Source organism: Marinobacter psychrophilus (assembly GCF_001043175.1).
In the GTDB taxonomy this organism is placed as follows: Bacteria; Pseudomonadota; Gammaproteobacteria; order Pseudomonadales; family Oleiphilaceae; genus Marinobacter; species Marinobacter psychrophilus.
In genome coordinates, this window is sequence record NZ_CP011494.1 from 3,976,844 (window position 1) to 3,998,597 (window position 21,754).

The window sequence follows — 21,754 nt, forward strand, 5'->3', positions numbered from 1 at the left end:
CCGGGCGCTTGATTCTGAAGCTCAGAACAACGCCCGCATCTTCAGGCTATGTTTAGCCAGCAACAACGAAGATCAGGTACATCGCGATACCAACACCGATCATTGGAACAGCGTCCAACAGACCAGCCATGATGAAGGTTTTAACTTGCAGTTGGTTAGCCATTTCTGGCTGACGAGCTGTAGCTTCAAGCAGTTTCCCGCCCAAAATACCAAAGCCGATACCGGTGGCCAGTGCGCCCATACCGATGATAATCGCTGCTGCAATAAATACCATTTCCATTGAGAACTCCTAAGTTTTTCAGATAGTTAAGGGTTTGCTTTTTAACGGGTAAATCAGTGATCTTCGTGTGCTGATGCAAGATAAACTATGGTCAACATCGTAAAAATAAATGCCTGCAGCGGAATAACCAATATATGGAAAATGGCCCAGGGCACGCTCAGTGTCCACTGCGCCCAAAACGGCAGCAGCGCAATCAGAATAAAGACAACCTCACCAGCGTACATGTTGCCGAACAAACGCAGCGCCAAACTGATGGGTTTCACAATCAGTACGAGGATTTCGAGTACCAGGTTCACCGGAATCAGCGCCCAGTGATTGAACGGCTTCATGCCCAGTTCTTTGGCGAAGCCCGTTATACCTTTGACTTTCAAGCTGTAGAAGATGATCAGTATGAACACGCCAATGGATATGCCAAAAGTGGCGTTGGGATCCGTCGTCGGTACAATTTTGAAGTATTCAAGACCCATAAACTTGGCCAGCAACGGAATATAGTCAACCGGGATCAGCTTGAGCAAGTTCATCAGCAGAATCCACACGAAAACCGTCATCGCAAGTGGCGCAATTAACGGGTTGCGGGCGTGGAAGCCGTCACGAACCAGACCTTCTATAAATTCAACAGTGATTTCGACCAGATTCTGCAGGCCACCCGGCACGCCAGTCGTCGCGCGACTGGCGACAAAGCGGAACAGGCCCAGAAACAATACGCCCATTGCAATGGACCAGCCCATGGTGTCTACATGGACAGCCATGAACCCCATGTCTGAGGCTTCCTGAGCCGTACGCGCAAACGTCCAACTGGTATCGTTCATTACGCTGCCGTCAAAACGCTCGTAGCCGGCGTCAAGCTTTCCGTAAGTCAGATTCTGTAAGTGGTGCTTGATATACTCTACTGGGGTATCAGCCATTCTGCTCTAGTCCAGTCATCGCCGTGGTTGTGGCCGTATCAGCCAGCGCAATGCGCCGCCCGCTACAACCATCACAGCAAAAGTGAATAATAGAGCCGGCACGTATACCGGCTCCATTAAAGTGAAAACAGCCGCGAAAGAAACAGCGGTAAGGGCGATTTTGGTGGATTCCGCCCGGAACAAATTCCCCACCATTAGGCGCGCGTGGCGGGCGCCCTGATAACGATATACCCGGTGAACAAACCAGGCATTTGGCACTATGAAAATAAGACCGCCGATGAAGGCGGAATAACCGGCCAAAACGCTGTGTAGTGACCACAACAGGCTGATTATAATCAGACCTGTAAACTCAATGGCCAGCCAACGAGCTAATGGAACATAGGTGATTCGAGATTGCTGAGAAGCCATATCAATGTTGTCATTACAAACGCGCAAAATTATATGATTTTAGAAGTTGTTGTTCAACCAAGCTCTGAACGAAACCTAGCCAGAACTTCATTAAAACACCACCGGAAACCCGTATTTATCACACAATTTGTGGCTGTCCCTGAAAAAGTCACGACATCTGGTGTTTCTTGGTTATTTAGCTAAAACTGTGTTTTATTTTCAAACTACTTGATATGGCCTAAAATTCCGTCTAATTCGTCCAATGAGCTGTATTCGATAACCAGCTTCCCTTTGCCACGCTGGCCGTGATTAATCGCCACCCGTGCACCCAGACGCTCGGCCAGATCGTCCTGCAGCGCCCGGATATTTGGCTCCACTCTGGGCTTGGCCGCTGTGCCGCTACCAGGTTTCTCCTGCTGCAGCTGGCGCACTAGAGTTTCGGTTTGGCGCACCGATAGTGAACGTGCCACTACCTGCCGGGCCACCTGCATTTGCTGCTCTGGCGCCAGAGTCAGCATGGCACGGCCATGGCCCATTTCAAGATCGCCATGCTCCAGCATCAGCCGCACATCTTCGGTCAAGCCAATCAGGCGCAGCAAATTGGTGATGGTCGTACGTGACTTGCCGACCGCTTCAGCCACTTGAGCCTGAGTCAGCCCGAACTCGTCCTGTAAACGTTGCAGGGCAAACGCTTCTTCGATGGGGTTCAGGTTTTCGCGCTGAATGTTCTCGATCAGGGCCATAGCGATGGCCGCTTCGTCTGATACGTCCCGAATAATAGCCGGTATCGACTCCAGGCCGGCCATCTGGGCCGCGCGCCAACGGCGCTCACCAGCGATCAGTTCAAAGCGTTGGGCGGCCAGAGGACGCACTACAACTGGCTGCATCACGCCTTGTTGGCGAATGGAGTCGGCCAGCTCTTGCAAGGCTGCCGGGTCCATGTCGCGGCGCGGCTGATAGCGGCCACGCTGAATCAAATCCAAAGCAATATCCCGCAACTCGCCGTCTTGGCTGGCCGGTGTCTGCTCCAGATTTACGCGGGAATTTGCCAATAAGGCTCCTAGCCCGCGTTCCCCAAGTCCTCGTTTTTTCGCCGCCATGGTGTCAGCCACTGTTTCCGTTAATGTCCATCAAATTGCTCTTTGCGTTGGCGGCATCTTACACGGCAACCGCGTCAGATGCTTTCTTTGCTCCGTGCCGGCGAACCATCTCACCCGCTAGAGCCAGATAGGCAATAGCGCCTTTCGAGGCTTTGTCGTACTTCAAGGCAGGCATGCCGTGGCTGGGTGCTTCCGCCAGGCGTACGTTACGGGGAATGACAACGCGATACACTTTATCACCAAAAAATTCGATAAGCTGACCCGACACATCGCGCGTCAAACTGCTGCGGGGGTCATACATGGTCCGCAGAATGCCTTCAACCTGCAGATTAGGATTTACCGTTTCCTGAATCTGCTGCACGGTGTTCATGAGCGCTGCCAGGCCTTCCAACGCGTAATACTCACATTGCATCGGAATCAGAATGGAATCAGCGAACGAGAGCGCGTTCACCGTCAGCAGGTTCAGCGATGGGGGGCAATCAATCAGCACGTAATCGTAGTTGTCACGAAGCGGGTTCAGGGCTTGACGCAGACGATGCTCGCGGCCGATTTCCATCATCAGCTCCACTTCAGCGGCCGTCAAATCACCGTTACCTGGCATAATGTCATAACCGCCCATCTCGTTATGAATGATAATCTCACTGGCGCTGGCGCGCTTGGTGAGCAAATCATAACCAGAGAGTTGCAGGGCGTTTTTGTCAATGCCGCTACCCATGGTGGCATTGCCCTGGGGGTCCATGTCTACCAGCAGCACCCGGCGTTTGGTCGCTGCCAGAGATGCGGCAAGGTTGACGCAGGTGGTGGTTTTACCCACACCGCCTTTCTGATTGGTCACCGCAATCACGCGCGCCATCGCTTGCCTCCTGTGTCAGGTTTTGTTGTCGGTCAAAGGATCAGCGCTGCTGAATTCCTCAGTGTGGGTGTCCGTTGCGGCCAATAATCAGCACGTTACGTTCACCCTCTACGCCGGGTACTGCCAGCCCATGGCTAGAGTTTACCTGCCAGCCACGGCCAAGGGCAGCCACTTCATCATCGGGATACTGGCCTTTCATGGCAATAAACTCACCGTTACCTGCCAGCAGGTGGTTGCACCAGTTCACTTGGTTGTCCAGCGCGGCAAACGCACGGCTGCTGATCTGGGTAAACGGCTCACGGGGCTGGTATGCCTCGGCGCGACTGTGAATAATGTCTAGGTTGCGCAATCCCAACTCCAGCACACACTGCTTAAGGAAGCGGGTTTTCTTGCCGTTACTATCCAGTAGGGTAAAGCGCGTGTCTGGTAGGGCAATGGCCAGCGGAATTCCTGGCAAACCGCCACCAGCACCGGCGTCTAGCAAGTGATGGGTGGTTACAAACGGCACAATGCTGAGGCTGTCCAGCAGTTGTCGCGATACCATCTCGCGCTCGTCACGCACGGCGGTCAGGTTGAAAGCCTTATTCCATTTGGTCAGCAACGCCAAAAATGCCAACAACTGTCGCTGTTGGCTGGCGTCGAGCTTAAGCTCCATTTGTGCCAGGCCTTCGTCAAGCTGACGCTGCCATACTGGATTCTGTGCCATTTACGCGCTCTGCTTGCGCAACAATTCGCGCTTTTTCATATGCACCAGAATTTGACTTATGGCGGCCGGTGTAACACCTTGAACTCGGGATGCCTGGGCGACGGTTTCGGGTCGCACGGCTCCTAGCTTCTGCTTGATTTCGTTGGATAATCCGCCAATTATGCCATAATCCAGATCAACTGGCAGCGCGGTGTTCTCATTTTTGCGAAGGCGCTCGATCTCGTCGGCCTGGCGCGAAATATAGCCTTCGTATTTAATCTCGATTTCAACTTGGTCAGCCACTATGGCGTCATCGGCCCGATATTCCGCGATATCGGCAATGTGGGCGTACACTATTTCCGGGCGCCGCAGCAGCTCGGCCAATGTGTGATCACGGCCCAGAGGCTGCTTCAGATACTGATTGGCACGCTCACCCGCAGCGCTGTTCGGATGCACGCGCGTGCCTTCCAGGCGGCTGCGCTCGGTACCTATAGCATCGCGCTTGGCGTTGAATTTACGCCAGCGCTCGTCGTCTACCAGACCCAGTTCGCGGCCGCTGTCGGTCAGCCGCAGGTCGGCGTTGTCTTCGCGCAAAATGAGTCGGTATTCGGCGCGGCTGGTGAACATCCGGTAAGGCTCGGAAGTACCCATGGTGATCAAGTCATCCACTAATACACCAATGTAGGCCTCATCACGGCGCGGATACCACGCATCTTTATCCTGCGCCTGCCGCGCAGCGTTAATGCCTGCAAGCAAGCCTTGAGCTGCTGCTTCTTCGTAACCAGTAGTCCCGTTAATCTGGCCGGCAAAATACAGACCCTGAATAAACTTGGTTTCCAGGGTGTGGCGTAAATCCTGAGGGTTTAGATAATCGTATTCGATAGCGTAGCCCGGGCGCATGATGTGGGCCTTCTCAAAACCCGGAATCGACTGAACGGCTCTAACCTGAATATCAAACGGCAAGCTGGTGGAAATGCCATTGGGATAAAGCTCATGCGTGGTCAGGCCTTCAGGCTCGACAAAAATCTGGTGCGAGCTTTTGTCGGCAAACCGGCTTACCTTGTCTTCTAAAGACGGGCAGTAGCGCGGGCCAACACCGCCGATATTGCCGGTGAACATCGGTGAGCGATCAAAGCCGCTACGAATGATGTCATGGGTTTCTTCGGTGGTACGGGTGATGTGACAGCAAACTTGCCGTGGGTGTTCATCGCGGGAACCCATAAACGACATAACCGGCGTTGGGTCATCGCCCCACTGTTGCTGCATCACTGAAAAGTCTACGCTGCGGGCATCAATACGCGGCGGCGTGCCCGTTTTCAGCCGGCCAACGTTAAACGGTAGTTCCCGCAGGCGCTGAGCCAACGCATTGGCCGGAGCATCACCAGCACGGCCACCGGCATGATTCTTCATACCAATGTGTATTATGCCGCCCAGAAAAGTACCGGTGGTCAGCACCACTGTTTTGCCCAGGAAACGGATGCCAGTCTGGGTGACGACGCCGGTTACCCGCTCGTTCTCCACAATCAAATCATCGGCGGACTGCTGGAACAGAGTCAAATTAGGCTGATTTTCCAGTATTTCGCGGATGGCAGCTTTGTACAAAATGCGATCGGTCTGGGCGCGGGTAGCGCGCACGGCGGGGCCCTTGCGGCCGTTCAACACGCGAAACTGGATGCCGGCCCTGTCCGTGGCGCGGGCCATGGCTCCGCCTAACGCGTCAATTTCTTTTACCAGATGGCTTTTACCAATACCACCAATGGCCGGGTTGCAGGACATCTGTCCTAGAGTTTCAATGTTGTGGGTCAGCAACAGGGTTTGTGAGCCCATACGCGCCGCTGCCAACGCGGCTTCGGTGCCCGCATGGCCACCACCAATAACAATTACATCGAAACGGGTCGGAAAATCCACAAATCACCTCAAACAACGGGAACAGAATCAAGTAAAAACAAGGCCGCGAGTATAACGCCTCGGCTGCTAAATTGCAGTCGGGATGTGCAAATTTTAACCAGTTAAGGCAACCCTTTACAAAATTCGTCAACGGCCTCAAAAATGGCTGTGAAATTGACTAAATTTCAACCGCTTGCCAGAGCTTGTTCAAGTACATCACTATAAAGTTATCCACAGATCGACGCATTTATTAATTGCCCTTATTAACAGCATAACAGCTTGTTTTATATATCTTTTAAAAAATAATTTTAATTGTTGCCCGCAGCTTGTTCACTTATTTATCCACATGTTTGACGGTTGATTCTTGCCCTTTGTAGCGACGAATCCATAACACCAGCGGCAGCACCAACAGATTCACCACAGACAAGATCAACAGAAACAATGGAATACTCAAACCGGCAATTCCCAGCAGTAGCATACCCGCCAGCGCACTGACCACCATAAACAACGAGTTGATAACGTTCAGCGCGGCGATAATACGGGCGCGTTTGTGGGCCTCGGTGGCTCTCTGAATATAGGCGTACAAAGGTACAATAAAGAGCCCGCCGGCGGCGCCAATCAACACCAGATCGACCAGCAACCTCCAGTATTCAGGTTGGCTCAGTAACAACCACCAGGTTGTTGGCTCGGCGCTGGCCGGCAGTGCGAAAAACAGATCGATGCCCGGTAACGTTAAACCCAAGGCACCCCAAGGCACGGGCGCCAGACTGACACTGTGGTGGGTTAGCCGCTCACACAACACCGAACCACTGGCAATTCCGACAATAAAAAGTGACAGCAACAAGGTAACAACGGTTTCATCGCCCTGCAGGTGCAGTCGGGCAAAATTGGGAAACTGGGTTAGATAGGCTGCGCCCAAAAACCAGAACCAGGAAATGGCCAATATCGCCAACAACACCGGACGCTGTTCGGCGGCCACCGCCATTAGGCGCCAACTTTCCCGCAGGGGCTGCCAGCACATGGGGCTCATTGATTTCGGTAGTTCCGGCGCGACCGTAACGGGTATTTTGCGCGCACTCAGGTAACCCAATAGCGCCATAATAACCACAGCAAAGGCTATCAGCGGGGTTGCCAGGGGGAAACTGGCCAGTACGCCAGCGGCAATGGTGCCCAGCAGTATGGCCACGAATGTGCCGCCGCTCACCAGACCATTACCACCCACCAACTCGCTGGGCTCCAGTACTTGGGGCAGAATGGAATATTTGACTGGACCAAAAAAAGCGGACTGAGTGCCCATCAAGAACAGCAGACACAGCAATACGCCGTACCAACCTTGCCACAACGCCAACGCAGCCAATGTCATGATGACGATTTCTGCGGCTTTCACCCAGCGAATAATGCGGGTTTTTTCGTGGCGGTCAGCCAACTGGCCAGCCAGCCCTGAAAAGAGAAAATAGGGCACAATAAACAGAAACGCAGCAAGATTAACCACCAGGTCCACCGGCAGGCCGGCCCAGCCTACGGTGGTAAAGGTGATCAGCAGCAAGAGCGCGTTTTTGTACAGGTTGTCATTGAAAGCGCCGCTGAACTGGGTCAGGTAAAACGGCAAAAACCGCCGCTGGCGCAATAGCTGAAACTGGCTCGAGCTGGCGTTAGGGCTGGCCAAAACGGTGTCTCCCGGATTTCGCCGGGATAAGCCCGGGGGCTGCAAATTCAGAGCCGCTGGTCGGCGCCCGTTACAGTCGCTGTATCAGCCGGCATGGTTGGCTTTTCGCTGAGCGCTTTCAGCTTTTTCTCAACGGCGTTGGAAGAGCTGGCGAAGCGCGCCAGCAGATTGTACAGCACCGGCACAATGAACAGCGTCATACTGGTGGCGAATACCAGCCCACCTAGTATAACCACGCCAATGGCGGCACGGCTTTCGGCGCCAGCACCGGTGGCCAGTACCAGAGGAACAGCGCCAAACACCGTAGAGATGGTGGTCATCAGTACCGGGCGGAAACGCAACACAGAACCTTCCACAATGGCGTCGCGTACCGAATAGCCCTGATCCCGCAGCTGATTAGCAAATTCAACAATTAAAATGCCGTTTTTCGCCATTAACCCCAGCAGCATTATAATGCCAATCTGGCTGTAAATATTCAGGCTGATACCAGTCCACCACAGGGCCATAAGTGCACCGGTAATCGACAACGGCACCGACAACATGATGATCAGCGGATGAATCCAACTCTCAAACTGCGCAGCCAACACCAGAAATACAATCAAAAATGCCAGGCCAAAAGTGATAAAAATAGCCGATGAAGATTCTTGGAACTCTCGCGACAACCCGCGATAGCTTACCCGTGCTTCTGGTGGCAAAGTGTCCATTGCCAAGGTGTTCAGATAATCCAGTGCAGAGGCCAGATCATAACCGTCGGCTAAGGAACCACTGATCACCACCGCCGGCAGCCGGTCGATACGGCGCAAATCCGGATTGGCGCCGATTTCTTCCCAACTCACTAAAGCTTGCAGAGGCACCATCTGCCCGCCTTCCCGCGGGCGCAGGAAAATCTGGCCTAGGTCTTCCGGCGTAGCACGGTCAGCATTTGCCGCCTGCACTATCACATCGTATTCGCGACCACGATCAATGTAGGTCGTCACCTTGCGCGAGGCCAGCATGGTTTGTAGGGTTAAGCCCACATCCTGCACGGTAATGTCCAGGTCGGCAGCGCGTTCGCGGTCTATGTTTACCCGCAGTTCCGGCCGGGTCAGCTCGAAATCGGTTTCCAGACTGAGCAGATTGGGGTTCTGTTTTGCCCGTTCGATCAGTTCTTCACTCCAGGCCTGCACCGATTCGTAGTCCGGCCCCGCTACCACAAATTCCACCGGCTGGCTGAAGCCGCGCTGACCCAGGCCTGGGGGATTAATAGGAATAACCCGCACCCCGGAAATCTGGCTCATTTTTTGACGGATCTGATTGGTCACATCCTGCTGTTTAATGTCACGCTCATTCCAGGGTACCAGGCCCATGATCATAAACCCGCGGTCTTCCTCTCCGCGAAAGCCCACAATAGACAACATCCGGCTGGCTATGCCTTCTTCCAGGTAGGGCAACAGCTGAGCTTCAGCCTGGCGCACGTAGTGGTCGGTGAACTCCACGGTGGAACCGCGGGGAGCGCTAACCGGCATGATGATGGTGCCACGATCTTCGGTTGGCGCCAGCTCTTGTGGCAACTGGGGGTAAATAGCACCGGCGGCCACCAGCCCCACCAGCCCTAATCCCAACCACAAACCGGGCTGACGCAGGGCAAATTCTAATACCCGACGATAACCACTGGTAAGACCATCAAGACTTTTTTCAATGACTGCCCAAAAGCCCTTGCTCTGCCCGGCCTTGGGGCTAGGGCGCAGCCATTTTGAACACAGCATGGGCGCCAAGGTGAGCGCCACAAAACTTGAGAACACCACCGCAGCGGCCAAGGTAAAACCAAATTCGGCAAACAGCCGGCCCACGTTGCCACCCATAAAGGAGATGGGCACAAACACCGCCACCAGGGTAACAGTCGTCGCAATCACCGCAAACGCTACCTGGCGCGCGCCGTGATAGGCCGCCAGCAACGGCGCTTCACCGTTATCAATGCGACGCTGAATGTTTTCCAGCATCACAATGGCATCGTCTACCACCAGGCCAATGGCCAGTATTACCGCTAACAACGTCAGCACGTTAACCGAGAAACCAAGAAAGCCGAGGCCGATGAAAGCACCAATCACCGCGACTGGAATGGTCACCGCAGGGATCAAGGTGGCGCGCCAGGAGCGCAAAAACAAGAAGATCACCAAAATCACCAAGGCCACTGAAATGGCCAGAGTTGTTATGACCTCTTTGATCGATGCGCGAATAAACACCGATTCGTCGTAGCTTTCAAGAATCGACACTTCCGGGGGCAAGGATTCGCGAATCTGCGCCAGCTCCGCCTGCACGGCGTCGGACACCGCCACTGTGTTGGCTTTGGACTGGCGGATAATGCCCAAGCCTATGGAAGTTTTGCCGCTAGCACGCAGGCTACCGGCATCGTTTTCTACACCCATTTGCACATTGGCCACTTCACCCAGGCGCAGCAGATCGTTGCCAGAGCGGCGCACCACCAGATTGCGGAATTCATCAACGGTGGTCAACCGGCCTTCGGCGCGCACAGTAAAGTTGCGGGTAGACGATTCCACCGATCCGGCAGGCAGTTCCACGTTGTTAGCCCGCAGCGCCTGTTCCACCTCGGCGACGGTAACATCCCGCGCAGCCAGCTTCTCCCGGTCTAGCCAAACCCGTATGGCGTAGCGGCGTTCGCCACCAATACGCACATCCGCCACGCCATCCAGCACCGAGAAGCGGTCTGCTAGAACACGGTCGGCGTAATCGCTCAATTCTGCACTGTCCCACACGTCACTGCGCAAGGTGATCCACATCATCGGGCGGGCATCGGAATCAGCTTTGCTTACCACCGGCGCGTCGGCTTCTACCGGCAGCTCGTTGCTGATGCGCGAGACCGCATCGCGCACGTCGTTGGCGGCAATGTCGATATTGCGGCTGGTGTTGAATTCAATGCTGGTACGAGATTCGCCTTGCTCGGTGGAAGATTCAATGGATCGTATACCTTCGATACCGCTGATGGCGCCTTCAATCAATTCGGTAATCTGGGTATCCACCACTTCGGCGGCGGCGCCGGTGTAATCGGTGCTGATGGACACCACAGGCGGGTCGATATCCGGGTATTCACGCACTGGTAGCCCTACTAATGCAGCCAAGCCGAACACCACAATCAACAAACTCAATACTGTGGCTAATACCGGTCGCTTGATGGACACATCGGACAGCACCATGACTTAAGACTCCCCGCCGTTGTCTGCGCCTGCGCCTGAAATAAAGCGATTAGCAGGCAGTTGAGCGTCAGGGTTCGGCGACACCCGCTCGCCACTGCTCAAACGATCCTGGCCGGTTACAATAACCTCGACGCCCTCCTCCAGGCCCGCAGTCACCTCTACCTTGCCCGGCAAACGCGCGCCCAAGCTCACCGTCAGTCGCCGGGCAATGCCATCTTCAGCCACGAACACGTAGCTGTTATCACCGCGCACGATCACCGCTTGTTCAGGAATTACCAAGGACTGACGCTGTTGCAAAGTCAGGCTAGCGGACATGAACTGGCCCGGGCGTAAGCGACCATCGGCGTTGTCGATCAGCGCGCGCACCGCCAGCGAACGGTTTAGCTCACTCACCCGCGAATCCAGCGCCACCAGTTCGCCGTCAAACGACTGCCCTGGGTAGGCTGGAGATTCGCCCTGCACGGTTAGGCCGGCTCTAAGCTGGCCCAGGTAGCGTTCCGGCACTGAGAAGTTCAGCTCCATACGCCGGGCACTATCGAGTGTTGCAAGGCGGGTGCCGGCGGTGACGTAAGCCCCCAAGCTGATATCACTGAGGCCAATAACGCCGGCAAACGGCGCGATAATTCGATGATTTTCCAAATTTACTTTGGCTGCTACGCGCTGAGCTTGAAGCACGTCGGCAGCGGTGCGCAACTCGTCCATCTGGGCAATGGCGATGTTGTTATTGGTGACCAGCTGGCGGGCTCGATCGTATTGGCGTTTAGCGTCAGCCAAGCGCGCCTCTATAACCTGCAGATCGGCCCGGGCCTGGCGGTCGTCCAGACGAAGTAACACATCACCTTCAGCCACCCGCTGTCCGGGTTCAAGATTCAGTTGCACCACTCGGCCGCTGAGTTCAGTGGTCAAGGCAATGGAGTCTTCGGCCTGCAGATTACCCACTGCTTGTACCCGATCGCTCACGGTGGTGCGTTCCGGAAACGCCACGGCCACCGATCTGGGCGCCCGCTCGCGGGCACTCGCGGCCTCCGCATCGGCGTTACTGTTGTAATACTGCACCAGCCACGATGCCGCAAGAGCAGCCACCAATAGCATCGCCGCGATCAACCATTGCTTCATAATCGTTCAGCCTGTGTCTTTTTCAATTCGCACGCAGTCTTTCACGCTGCACTGGCGGTCAGGGTTGCTTTTGAATAACCAAAACGATTTCACCCACATCAATTCCCCACTTACTCATGGTGGTTTGGTTGATCAACGTATCCGGTGTTACCAGATACATCCAATCATCCATACGCACTTCAAGGGTGCCATCACCGTAGGCCACCTCAAGCATATAGTTCATGTGTATGGCATTGCCCGACCAGCGCATGGTGCCAGCTTCGGTAACATCACCGGCGGTAGCACGATAACTATCGCCATCTGGCGTTAAAGTCCATACCCGGGCTTGTACCTCGCCATCATCAAAGCGAAATACTTCGTCTAACGTGCCTACACCTTGCTCGGTCCACGATGCTTTTATGTCCGCATCAAAAGTCCGAATAACGGCTCCAGACCAGTCTTTGACCACACCGCGGGCAGACAGGTTGCCAGCGAAGAATTGGTCGGGTACCAGCGCCGGTGAGCGATCTTGATAATCGTCCAACGATGGGCCGGCACAGCCGCCAAGTAGAAAGAACGGTAGCAGTAGCCACAGTCGATTCCAGCCCCATACACGGCTGACACCCAAAACTTTCATCATTTTTACTCTCCCTGAGACTACGGCGTAGTGCGGCGGCCGTAATATAACGGCCGCTACAAGAATCACGCTTGTTTGGGAAGAATACGCTGGCACCCGGGGTTCCGATCAGATTTCGGTGGGCGCCAGAATTTCAGAACAGATCAGCGTTGAGCCAAAGGTGGGACAATATGGCCAGCACATAACCCAGGGCTATAGCCGGCGTCCAGCGCAGGTGACTCATAAAGGTGTAGTTGCCACGGGCTTGGCCCATGAGTGCGACACCAGCAGCCGAGCCAATAGACAACATGGAACCGCCCACACCCGCCGTCAGGGTAACGAGCAGCCACTGGCCGTGGGACATATCAGGATTCATCGACAGCACCGCGAACATCACCGGTATGTTATCTACCACTGCCGATAAAATGCCCACCGCAGCGTTAGCCAAGGTGTGGTTCCAGCCGGTGTAGATAATGGTGGAAATTTCGCTCAAGTAGCCGATGTAACCAAGACCACCTACCGCCAAAACCACACCATAGAAGAATAACAGGGTGTCCCATTCAGCACGGGCGATCGGATTGAACACGTTAAACGGCAGCGCCTTGTCCAAGCGGTTCAGCAGGCGGAAATCCTGGTGCACTTCGGCCCGTTTGCGTTCGTTTTCCACGTGTTGTTTGAACGTCCGACTCAGGTAATAACCAAATATCTGAAGGTATCCTAGACCCATCATCATGCCCACCACTGGCGGTAAGTGCAGGAAGTTGCTGCCACAAACAGCGGTAATAATGGTCAATAGAAACAGGGCAACGCAACGACGGGCACCACGTTTCATAATGACTGCTTCCGTCGCAGGGTTGGGCATATCATTGGGAATGAAGAAGCTCATAATGATCGCCGGCACCGTGAAACTGATGAGCGCCGGTATAAACAGGTCAAAAAACTCGGCGAAATTAACCACACCTTTTTGCCACACCATCAACGTAGTTATGTCGCCAAAAGGCGAAAATGCACCACCGGCGTTGGCTGCCACCACAATGTTAATACAGCCTAAGCTGATAAATTTCGGACTGTTCTCTCCCACTTTCAGCAGTACCGCGCACATCAGCAGAGCGGTAGTCAGGTTGTCGGCCACCGGCGATATACAAAATGCCAACACACCGGTAATCCAGAACAAACTCCGGTAACTAAAACCTTTGCCAACCAACCAGGCCCGCAAGGCGTCAAACAGCTGGCGCTCTTCCATAGCGTTTATGTAGGTCATTGCGACCAACAAAAACAGCATTAGCTCGGAAAATTCCAGCAGATTGTGGCGTAGTGCCTCCGCCGTGCTTTCGGTATCGCCGTTGACAACATAAACCGCAGCTATTGAAAACCAGATTAAACCTGCGGCTATCAACACCGGCTTGGATTTTCGCAGATGCAGCTTTTCTTCCATCATGACAAAAATATAGGCTATTACGAACAGCAGAACGGCAATGTAACCGACCGGATGGTTGGTCAAATCCATGGTTTCAGTCGATGCGGCCAAAGCAGAACCGCTAAAAGTAAATAGGGCAAAAAATACACTGAGAAGGAATACCGACCACCGTCGAGCAGCCGCAATTAGGGGGAGTAACATTGATAGAAACCTGAACGTGTTCTTGGATTTTGGTAATTTAAAGTGTGCTTTATTAGAGCGCAAAGCGGTTGCGAAGAGCTTGACTGATGTTGTTTAAAGCCGCTTTTTCGTTAACTACCCATTGGTTTATATAGTGAAGATATAAGCGATTTAAGCTCGGCGCCGTACCGATATCTGCGGTAACGGCACCGGGCTTATCCTCAAGGCTCGGGCAGGTCAGTCACTGCACCGGTCGATGCCGAACTCACGGTGCGCGCATACTTGGCTAACACACCGCGGGTATAACGCGGTTGCGGTTGCTGCCAGGCGTCGCGACGGCGTTGCAGTTCGTCGTCACTGACCATTAACTCAATAGTGTCGACTACGGCATCAATTACGATTTCGTCGCCGTCTTGCACCAAGGCAATAGGACCGCCATCAAACGCTTCCGGCGTAATGTGGCCTACTACGAAGCCGTGGCTACCACCGGAGAAACGACCATCGGTTATCAAAGCCACATCGCTGCCCAGCCCACGGCCCATAATCGCCGAGGTGGGTGACAACATTTCGCGCATGCCAGGGCCGCCGCGTGGGCCTTCATAGCGGATAACCAGCACATCGCCAGCCACCACAGTGCCGTCCAGAATTCGTGCCTGGGCTTCTTCTTCCGAACCAAACACACGCGCCCGACCTTTAAAATGAGTACCTTCCTTACCGGTAATTTTTGCCACGGAGCCTTCCGGCGCCAGATTACCAAACAGAATGCGCAGGTGGCTTTCCGCTTTGATGGGCTGGTCCAGAGGCATAATGATTTTCTGGCCATCGGCATAAGGTTCTACCGTAGCAAGGTTTTCGGCCAGGGTTTTGCCAGTTACTGTCAGGCAATCACCGTGGAGCATGCCGGCGTCTAGCAGCATTTTCATGAGTGGCTGGATGCCGCCAATGGCCACCAATTCGCTCATCATGTAATGGCCGCTAGGGCGCAGATCCGCCAACAATGGAACCTTTTTACCAATGCGAGTGAAGTCATCCAGGGTTAGCTTCACACCCGCCGTGTTGGCCATACCAATCAGGTGCAGTACGGCGTTGGTGGAACCACCCAAGGTGATGATCACAGTGATGGCGTTCTCAAAGGCGTGCTGGGTCATAATGTCGGAAGGTTTGATATCTAGATCCAACAGATTCATGACCGCGGCACCGGCGGCTTCGCAATCGGCTTTTTTGTCATTCGACACTGCATTCTGCGCCGAGCTGCCGGGTAGACTCATACCCAGTGCTTCTATGGCCGAAGCCATGGTATTGGCGGTGTACATGCCACCACAGGAACCAGGACCAGGAATAGCAGTTTCTTCAATATGCTTCACTTCAATCAACGACAGTTCACCTTTGGCATGGGCGCCCACCGCTTCAAACACTGAAATAATGTCGGTGTGACCTTCACCAGGCAAAATGGTACCACCATAAACGAACACGCTGGGCCGGTTAAGCCGTGCCAAGCCCATGATGCAGCCAGGCATGTTTTTGTCACAGCCACCAATGGCAACCAAACCGTCAAAACCTTCACAACCGGCCACGGTTTCAATGGAGTCTGCGATGACTTCTCGCGACACCAGAGAATACTTCATGCCTTCAGTGCCGTTAGCAATACCGTCAGAAATCGTAATAGTGTTAAAGATAACGCCTTTGCCACCGGCTTGGTCCGCACCCTTACAAGCAATCTCGGCAAGCTCGTGAATGTGACTATTACAGGGGGTAACCATACTCCAGGTTGAAGCGATGCCGACCTGCGGTTTACTGAAATCTTCGTCCTTAAAACCGACGGCCCTCAGCATGGAACGGCTGGCGGATTTAGCCACACCGTCCACAACCGGGGCGGAATAACGGCGGCGAGGGTCTTGCGGGGTATCACTCATGACGCTGTGTCCTTGTTTTTGTCGTCCTGTCGTTTACGGGTAACAGGCGGCTTTGAGAGGGTTGGGCCGCAAGTTTACACCAGGACTCCACAGCGCTGAAATATTACCGCGGCTGACGGCATAACATTAGTCATACTTTTATCAATCACCCAAATGCCATTTCCGGCTTTTTACCCAGCGATTTCAATATAATCACTATAAGGAAAAAAGCCGGTAAAGGCGGATTGCAGCTGCGAAAAAAAACGGATTCGGTTGCACGAATACCCGGGCTGTTACACTGATTGGCATATTTTCGACGCGTACCAGAGAGTCATGCCAACCAAATGTACTAATCTAAACTGCCCCTGCGGTAACCAGACACCCTACGCAGACTGCTGCCAACGCTATCACGACGGAGCTATTGCCAACACGCCCGAAATGCTCATGCGCTCACGTTTTAGTGGGTTTGCGCTAAAGCTAGGTGACTATGTGCGCGCCAGTTGGCACCCAAGCACTCGACCGCCAACACTGAATTTGGACGAGACGCCAGACTGGGTGACTCTGCGCATTCTGGATAGCAGCCAAAACGGCGACGTGGGCCAAGTACACTTTCAGGCCATTTATCGATTGCATCCGGGTTGGGGCTATTTACAGGAATATTCCCAGTTTGTGCGGGAAAATGGCCACTGGTATTACCTGCAAGGTGAACCCCACGAGGGTATTTTGAAACCCGGTCGCAATGAGCTCTGTCCCTGTGGCAGCGGCAGAAAATTCAAGGCTTGTTGCCTTTGCTTTCGATAACGTCAACCAGACCTTCAAAACCTACTATCGCGATTTTAGGTGCGAGAAGACCCAGACTCCAAAAACCTGCGTCTGCCAGCACAACTTCAAGTGGCAGTGGAGAATGCTGACGCACAAACTGCTCCCTGCTGGCATCGTCGGCTGCCAGGCCTAATCGCTGAAACAAGTTAAAAAGGGTGTGTAAATAATTACTTTATCTGGCTAATGGCGTATCAAAAAAACGTTTATGGAAAGGTAATTTTCTATTGTTATTTTACTTTCCGATGCAAAACGAGCCGAAAATCTTGCCCAAAAGCTCATCCGGCGTGATCTTTCCGGTGATCTCTCCCAGTGCATTCTGAGCGGCGCGCAGATCTTCTGCTAGCAGTTCACCGGCGCCATAGCCTTCAAGCTGAGCCTGACCTTGAGCCAGGAATTCGGCAGCGCGTTTGAGCGCGTCCAAATGGCGACGGCGAGCTAGAAACCCACCCTCAGTGGTGCTCGCGAAGCCCATGCACTGCTTTAAATGATCCCTGAGTGCATCTAAACCCGCACTAGACTTGGCTGCCAAACGGATCACCGGGGCCTGCTGCGGGGATAGTTCAAATAAACCCACGCTTTCACCCGACAAATCCACCTTATTGCGGATGACCGTAATCGGTGCAGCAGCTGGCAGCTGGTCAATAAAATCTGGCCAGATTTCATCGGGGCTGGTTTTATCGGTGGTGGTGGCATCTACCATCAGCAGTATACGGTCGGCTTGGCGAATTTCATCCCAGGCACGGGCAATGCCAATCTGTTCGACTTCGTCTAGGCTATCTCGTAGACCGGCGGTATCGATGATGTGCAGCGGCATACCGTCAATGTGAATGTGTTCCCGCAATACGTCGCGAGTAGTGCCTTCGATCGCGGTCACAATCGCTGCCTCACGGCCGGCAAGGGCGTTCAACAGGCTGGATTTACCGGCGTTGGGCCTGCCGGCAATCACCACTTTCATGCCATCGCGCAAAATAGTGCCCTGCTCGGCTTCCAGCATGATGCCCTGGAGCTGGTCTCGCAGACTCTGAAGATCAGTGGCGACTTTTCCATCGGCCAGAAAATCGATTTCTTCTTCTGGAAAATCGATAGCGGCCTCCACATAAATCCGCAGGTGGGTAATAGCCTCCACTAGCGTTTCAATACGCCGCGAGAACACGCCTTGCATGGAACGCACCGCGCATCTGGCTGCCTGTTCCGAGCTGCTTTCAATCAGATCAGCAATGGCTTCTGCCTGGGCCAGATCGAGTTTGTCATTAAGAAACGCGCGCTCGGAGAATTCTCCAGGCCTGGCCAGCCTTGCACCTAGAGCGCACACCTCTCGTAGCAGCAAGTCCAGAATAACGGTTCCGCCATGGCCCTGGAGTTCGAACACGTCTTCGCCGGTGAACGAGTGGGGGTTTGGAAAAAACAGACCAATACCTTCGTCGATTAATTCACCTTGGCAGTCTTTAAATGGGCCGTAGTGGGCATAACGCGGTTTGGGTTCATAACCCAGCAGGCTGTGGGCAATAACAGTCGCCTGGGGGCCAGAAACTCGCACAATGCCGACGCCGGCTTGGCCAGGTGCGGTGGCGATGGCTGCAATCGTTTCTGTGGGGTGATTCATGGCCGCGGCTCCAGATTAATATGAGCGGGATCAAATGGTCTATAACACTGTGTTTTCCAAAGTACTGAAACAACAAAGGCCCCGTAACGGAGCCCTTGCTGGATAATCTGACTGGTTAGATTATGAGTGCTTTTTTTCCGCCATTTGAGCTTCAATCTTGCGAGTAATATACCACTGCTGACTGATAGACAAAACGTTGTTCACGACCCAGTACAGTACCAGACCTGCTGGGAACCACAGGAAGAAGATGGTGAATACGACCGGCATCAACTTCATAATTTTCGCCTGCATGGGGTCTGGCGGCGTGGGGTTAAGGTGCATCTGCAACATCATGCTGGCACCCATAATAATTGGCAAAATGAAGTACGGGTCCATCACCGACAAATCGTGAATCCACAGCGCGAAAGGTGCGTGGCGCAGTTGCACACTCTCAAATAGAACCCAGTATAGGGAAATGAATACCGGCATTTGCACCAATATGGGCAGGCACCCGCCTAACGGATTAATTTTCTCACGCTTGTACAGCGCCATCATTTCTGTAGACATACGCTGGCGGTCATCACCGTATAATTCTTTCATACGAGCTAACTTAGGCGCTACGGCGCGCATTCGTGCCATAGAGCGATAGCTGGTTGCTGACAAATGAAAGAAAAGGCCTTTAACCAAAACGGTCAGCAGTATGATCGATACGCCCCAGTTACCGATGATGCCGTGAAACCAATTTAGCACAACAAACAATGGTAGCGAGATGAAGAACAGCCAACCAAAGTCCACGGTGCGGTCCAGGTTTGGAGCCACCGTTTTCAGCCGGTCAATAATTTTTGGACCGATGTAGGCTGATGCGCCCACTTCAACAGTTTCGCCAACAGGTACATTAGTCGCTGGATAAACAAAACCCATGACGGCTAAAGGGCCGCGGCGAGTGGTTTGGAACTGTGATTGTTGGTCTGGTTCTGGTACCCAGGCGGTTAGAAAATAGTGCTGTAGAAATGCCATCCATCCGTTGGTGACAGACTGGTTGAGTGGTTTGTCTTTAAGATCGTCAAAGTCATACTTTTCATAAGGATCTTCAGGTGTGCTGACGACCAATCCCAAGAAAGCTTTAATTCCCATGCTGTTCTGGGATGTTTGATCACCGGCTTGGTCACGCACAATCTTGCCGGTAAAGTTCGCTTGCCACTCAGTTTCTGACTGGTTATCGATCAAGTAGCGGATATCAATTTGGTAGTCATCGCGGTTGAACGTGAAGCGTTTAATGATATTTACGCCGCTTTTAGTGGTGTAGTTCAAATCCACTGCAAGCTGATTTTCGCCTTCCGCCATCTGATAGCTATTCTGAGTTGAGCTGTACACCGGTGCATCGCCATTACGGCTATTGTCCGGGCCATCGCGACCTATTAACCCACTTTCCAGAACGTATAGTCGGTTTTGGGTATTTGACAGAAGCTTTAATGGCTCGTCGCCGTGTAATTCTTTGTCGTATTGCAGGAGGGAACTGCTGACAAGATTACCGCTAACTCGGTCTATGGTGATATCAAACACATCGGTTACGACGTGAACGTACTGATTGCTAGCGTTGCTGATGATATCTGTGTTGCTCAGCGACGTTCCGCTTTCCGGAGTGGCGAACTCATCGGTATTGACTTCGCCTGCTTCCGGCAACGTCATAGCGTCGTTGTTGCCAGCGGTGGCAAAGTCGACTGGCTCGCTGGTTTGAGCAACTGGCACAGACTGGTGATAGTCCTCGTTCCAGGCGAGTATCATCAAATAACTGACAACTGCCAGGCCGGCAAAAAGTACGATGCGCTTGATATCCATAAATTTACTGTCTGGGTTTGTGAGTTGTTGAAACTTGATGGTGCTTGGCAGAACAGGTGCCGGGAACCGGATCATAACCGGAACTCCCCCATGGATGACACCGCAGCAAGCGTTTTAGTGCGAGCAAAGAGCCTTTGGCGGCGCCGTGCTGGGTAATAGCTTGGGCAGCGTAATCTGAACAGGTGGGGTAATAACGGCAGCGGCTGGGCAGCATCGGGCTAAGGCAATACTGGTAAAAACGAATTGGCATCAGCAAAAGCTGGCGCATTATTCCGTTCCTTCTGCTTTGCCAAGTGGTATCAAGGCGACGGATGCCGGGGTAGATTGCAGCTTACTGTATTTGCGTTCCAATCGCTGCCAAAGATCCAGCAGGGCTAGATTGACTTGATTATTGTCTAACTGAGCTAAGCCCTGACGGCCAAGAACAATGATGTCCAGTGCCGGGAGCTGCTGTTTCAACCTGAATGTTTCACGAATTCGGCGTTTAACACGGTTGCGCTGTACAGCCAGCTTCAAGTTCTTTTTTGCAAATATAAGACCGACTCTGGCATGTCCAAGAGAATTGGGCGTTGCCAGAATCAGAAAATTCCGGTGCGGAACTTTCAGTTGCACGTCATCGAAGACCTTGCCGTAATCAGCCGGTTTGAGCAGGCGATGCGATTTCGGAAAACTCAAAGCCTTCATGCGGCAGACCAAAAATCACGCAGACAGACGTGCGCGACCTTTTGCACGACGGCGAGCCAGAACTTTACGGCCATTTGCAGTGGCCATACGGGCACGAAAGCCGTGAACGCGCTTACGCTTCAGTACGCTTGGTTGAAACGTTCTTTTCATGGGAATGATCTCACAATTCTGGATTAGGAATTCAGTCTGTGGTTGGAAAATGAACAACCAAAACAGGAGCGGTATTCTATGCAAATTTTTGTGGGAATTCAACGCTAATAAACGGGTTGTTTTTATGGGTGTGGGAATAAGCTCTAGAGGTTCGGCCAATGGTCTTTGTCATTGGGTGTCTTATCCGAGCAAAAAATGTAAAAAACGCCCAGCTAACAGTAGTAATTGTTCTTTTATAATTCTCTTTAAAGATTGAATACTACTGTTATTACACAGGCCTTTTTCTGTGGATAAGCGATTTAAACCGATATAAATCATAAACGTGTCCAGTTGGTGAAGGTGATGATAAGTGCCAGTGGGCGCTGTGGATAAGGGAGATACGGATTGTGGATAACTTAAGGCTGGGAATATTGGGTTAGTTATGCACCATGTGTACTCAGGTTTTCCACAGGGGTTAGGAGTGGATACACACATACCTCTGTGGGTAACTCTTAAGCTTTTTATTTTCTGTACACAAGGCTGT

The 21,754-nt window shown here is 53.1% G+C and carries 19 protein-coding genes and 1 pseudogene; 1 reads left to right on the forward strand and 19 read right to left on the reverse strand.

Features of this window, described 5'->3' with window-relative positions; all coding sequences use genetic code 11:
• Positions 1 to 52: 52 nt before the first annotated feature.
• The 13 genes from atpE to ilvD all read right to left on the reverse strand — a co-directional run bounded on the left by atpE (position 53) and on the right by ilvD (position 16,175).
• Positions 53 to 280, reverse strand: coding sequence for a F0F1 ATP synthase subunit C (gene atpE, locus ABA45_RS18085; RefSeq protein WP_014873137.1), 228 nt, complete (start codon positions 278 to 280; stop codon positions 53 to 55).
• Positions 281 to 333: 53 nt separating this feature from the next.
• Entirely contained in the window at positions 334 to 1,185 is an 852-nt protein-coding gene (gene atpB, locus ABA45_RS18090; RefSeq protein ID WP_048388489.1) for a F0F1 ATP synthase subunit A, read from the reverse strand.
• Between the two features lie 15 nt (positions 1,186 to 1,200).
• The gene (locus ABA45_RS18095) at positions 1,201 to 1,593 is read right to left on the reverse strand and encodes an ATP synthase subunit I (RefSeq protein ID WP_048388491.1); all 393 of its coding nucleotides are present in this window, start codon (positions 1,591 to 1,593) and stop codon (positions 1,201 to 1,203) included.
• Positions 1,594 to 1,796: 203 nt separating this feature from the next.
• Positions 1,797 to 2,672 carry a ParB/RepB/Spo0J family partition protein gene (locus tag ABA45_RS18100; protein ID WP_048389254.1) on the reverse strand — a complete coding sequence of 292 codons (876 nt, stop codon included), beginning with the start codon at positions 2,670 to 2,672 and terminating at the stop codon, positions 1,797 to 1,799.
• Positions 2,673 to 2,730: 58 nt separating this feature from the next.
• Positions 2,731 to 3,525, reverse strand: coding sequence for a ParA family protein (locus ABA45_RS18105; protein ID WP_041635393.1), 795 nt, complete (start codon positions 3,523 to 3,525; stop codon positions 2,731 to 2,733).
• A gap of 58 nt (positions 3,526 to 3,583) precedes the next feature.
• Positions 3,584 to 4,231 carry a 16S rRNA (guanine(527)-N(7))-methyltransferase RsmG gene (rsmG, locus tag ABA45_RS18110; protein WP_048388494.1) on the reverse strand — a complete coding sequence of 216 codons (648 nt, stop codon included), beginning with the start codon at positions 4,229 to 4,231 and terminating at the stop codon, positions 3,584 to 3,586.
• A complete protein-coding gene (gene mnmG, locus ABA45_RS18115) occupies positions 4,232 to 6,118 on the reverse strand; it encodes a tRNA uridine-5-carboxymethylaminomethyl(34) synthesis enzyme MnmG (RefSeq protein ID WP_048388496.1) in 1,887 nt (628 codons plus the stop codon).
• A gap of 313 nt (positions 6,119 to 6,431) precedes the next feature.
• Positions 6,432 to 7,763, reverse strand: a complete 1,332-nt coding sequence (locus tag ABA45_RS18120; RefSeq protein WP_048388498.1) for an MFS transporter — start codon at positions 7,761 to 7,763, stop codon at positions 6,432 to 6,434.
• Between the two features lie 47 nt (positions 7,764 to 7,810).
• Complete coding sequence (locus ABA45_RS18125) at positions 7,811 to 10,954, reverse strand: efflux RND transporter permease subunit (protein WP_048388500.1); 3,144 nt, start codon at positions 10,952 to 10,954, stop codon at positions 7,811 to 7,813.
• A 3-nt stretch (positions 10,955 to 10,957) separates the two neighbouring features.
• Positions 10,958 to 12,070, reverse strand: a complete 1,113-nt coding sequence (locus tag ABA45_RS18130) for an efflux RND transporter periplasmic adaptor subunit (RefSeq protein ID WP_048388501.1) — start codon at positions 12,068 to 12,070, stop codon at positions 10,958 to 10,960.
• 58 nt (positions 12,071 to 12,128) lie between these two features.
• A complete protein-coding gene (locus ABA45_RS18135; RefSeq protein ID WP_084708389.1) occupies positions 12,129 to 12,689 on the reverse strand; it encodes a DUF3833 domain-containing protein in 561 nt (186 codons plus the stop codon).
• A gap of 130 nt (positions 12,690 to 12,819) precedes the next feature.
• Complete coding sequence (gene nhaD / locus ABA45_RS18140; RefSeq protein WP_048388502.1) at positions 12,820 to 14,283, reverse strand: sodium:proton antiporter NhaD; 1,464 nt, start codon at positions 14,281 to 14,283, stop codon at positions 12,820 to 12,822.
• A 200-nt stretch (positions 14,284 to 14,483) separates the two neighbouring features.
• Positions 14,484 to 16,175, reverse strand: a complete 1,692-nt coding sequence (gene ilvD / locus ABA45_RS18145) for a dihydroxy-acid dehydratase (protein ID WP_048388505.1) — start codon at positions 16,173 to 16,175, stop codon at positions 14,484 to 14,486.
• Positions 16,176 to 16,487: 312 nt separating this feature from the next.
• Here ilvD and ABA45_RS18150 point away from each other — a divergent pair, with 312 nt between their 5' ends.
• Positions 16,488 to 16,955, forward strand: coding sequence for a YchJ family protein (locus ABA45_RS18150; protein ID WP_227506080.1), 468 nt, complete (start codon positions 16,488 to 16,490; stop codon positions 16,953 to 16,955).
• Here ABA45_RS18150 and ABA45_RS18785 read toward each other — a convergent pair.
• The 6 genes and pseudogenes from ABA45_RS18785 to rpmH all read right to left on the reverse strand — a co-directional run.
• A pseudogene (locus ABA45_RS18785) lies at positions 16,927 to 17,127 on the reverse strand (DUF2789 family protein); the annotation flags it as partial. The gene ABA45_RS18150 and the pseudogene ABA45_RS18785 sit on opposite strands and share 29 nt — an antisense overlap.
• A gap of 81 nt (positions 17,128 to 17,208) precedes the next feature.
• Positions 17,209 to 18,579 carry a tRNA uridine-5-carboxymethylaminomethyl(34) synthesis GTPase MnmE gene (gene mnmE, locus ABA45_RS18155; protein WP_048388509.1) on the reverse strand — a complete coding sequence of 457 codons (1,371 nt, stop codon included), beginning with the start codon at positions 18,577 to 18,579 and terminating at the stop codon, positions 17,209 to 17,211.
• Positions 18,580 to 18,699: 120 nt separating this feature from the next.
• On the reverse strand, positions 18,700 to 20,397 hold the full coding sequence (gene yidC / locus ABA45_RS18160) for a membrane protein insertase YidC (protein ID WP_048388511.1): 1,698 nt from the start codon (positions 20,395 to 20,397) through the stop codon (positions 18,700 to 18,702).
• Positions 20,398 to 20,401: 4 nt separating this feature from the next.
• Complete coding sequence (gene yidD, locus ABA45_RS18165; protein ID WP_048388513.1) at positions 20,402 to 20,665, reverse strand: membrane protein insertion efficiency factor YidD; 264 nt, start codon at positions 20,663 to 20,665, stop codon at positions 20,402 to 20,404.
• The gene (rnpA, locus tag ABA45_RS18170) at positions 20,665 to 21,081 is read right to left on the reverse strand and encodes a ribonuclease P protein component (protein ID WP_048388515.1); all 417 of its coding nucleotides are present in this window, start codon (positions 21,079 to 21,081) and stop codon (positions 20,665 to 20,667) included. The genes yidD and rnpA overlap by 1 nt, the downstream gene beginning before the upstream one ends.
• A 15-nt stretch (positions 21,082 to 21,096) precedes the next feature.
• On the reverse strand, positions 21,097 to 21,231 hold the full coding sequence (gene rpmH / locus ABA45_RS18790) for a 50S ribosomal protein L34 (protein WP_026224022.1): 135 nt from the start codon (positions 21,229 to 21,231) through the stop codon (positions 21,097 to 21,099).
• Positions 21,232 to 21,754 lie beyond the last annotated feature (523 nt).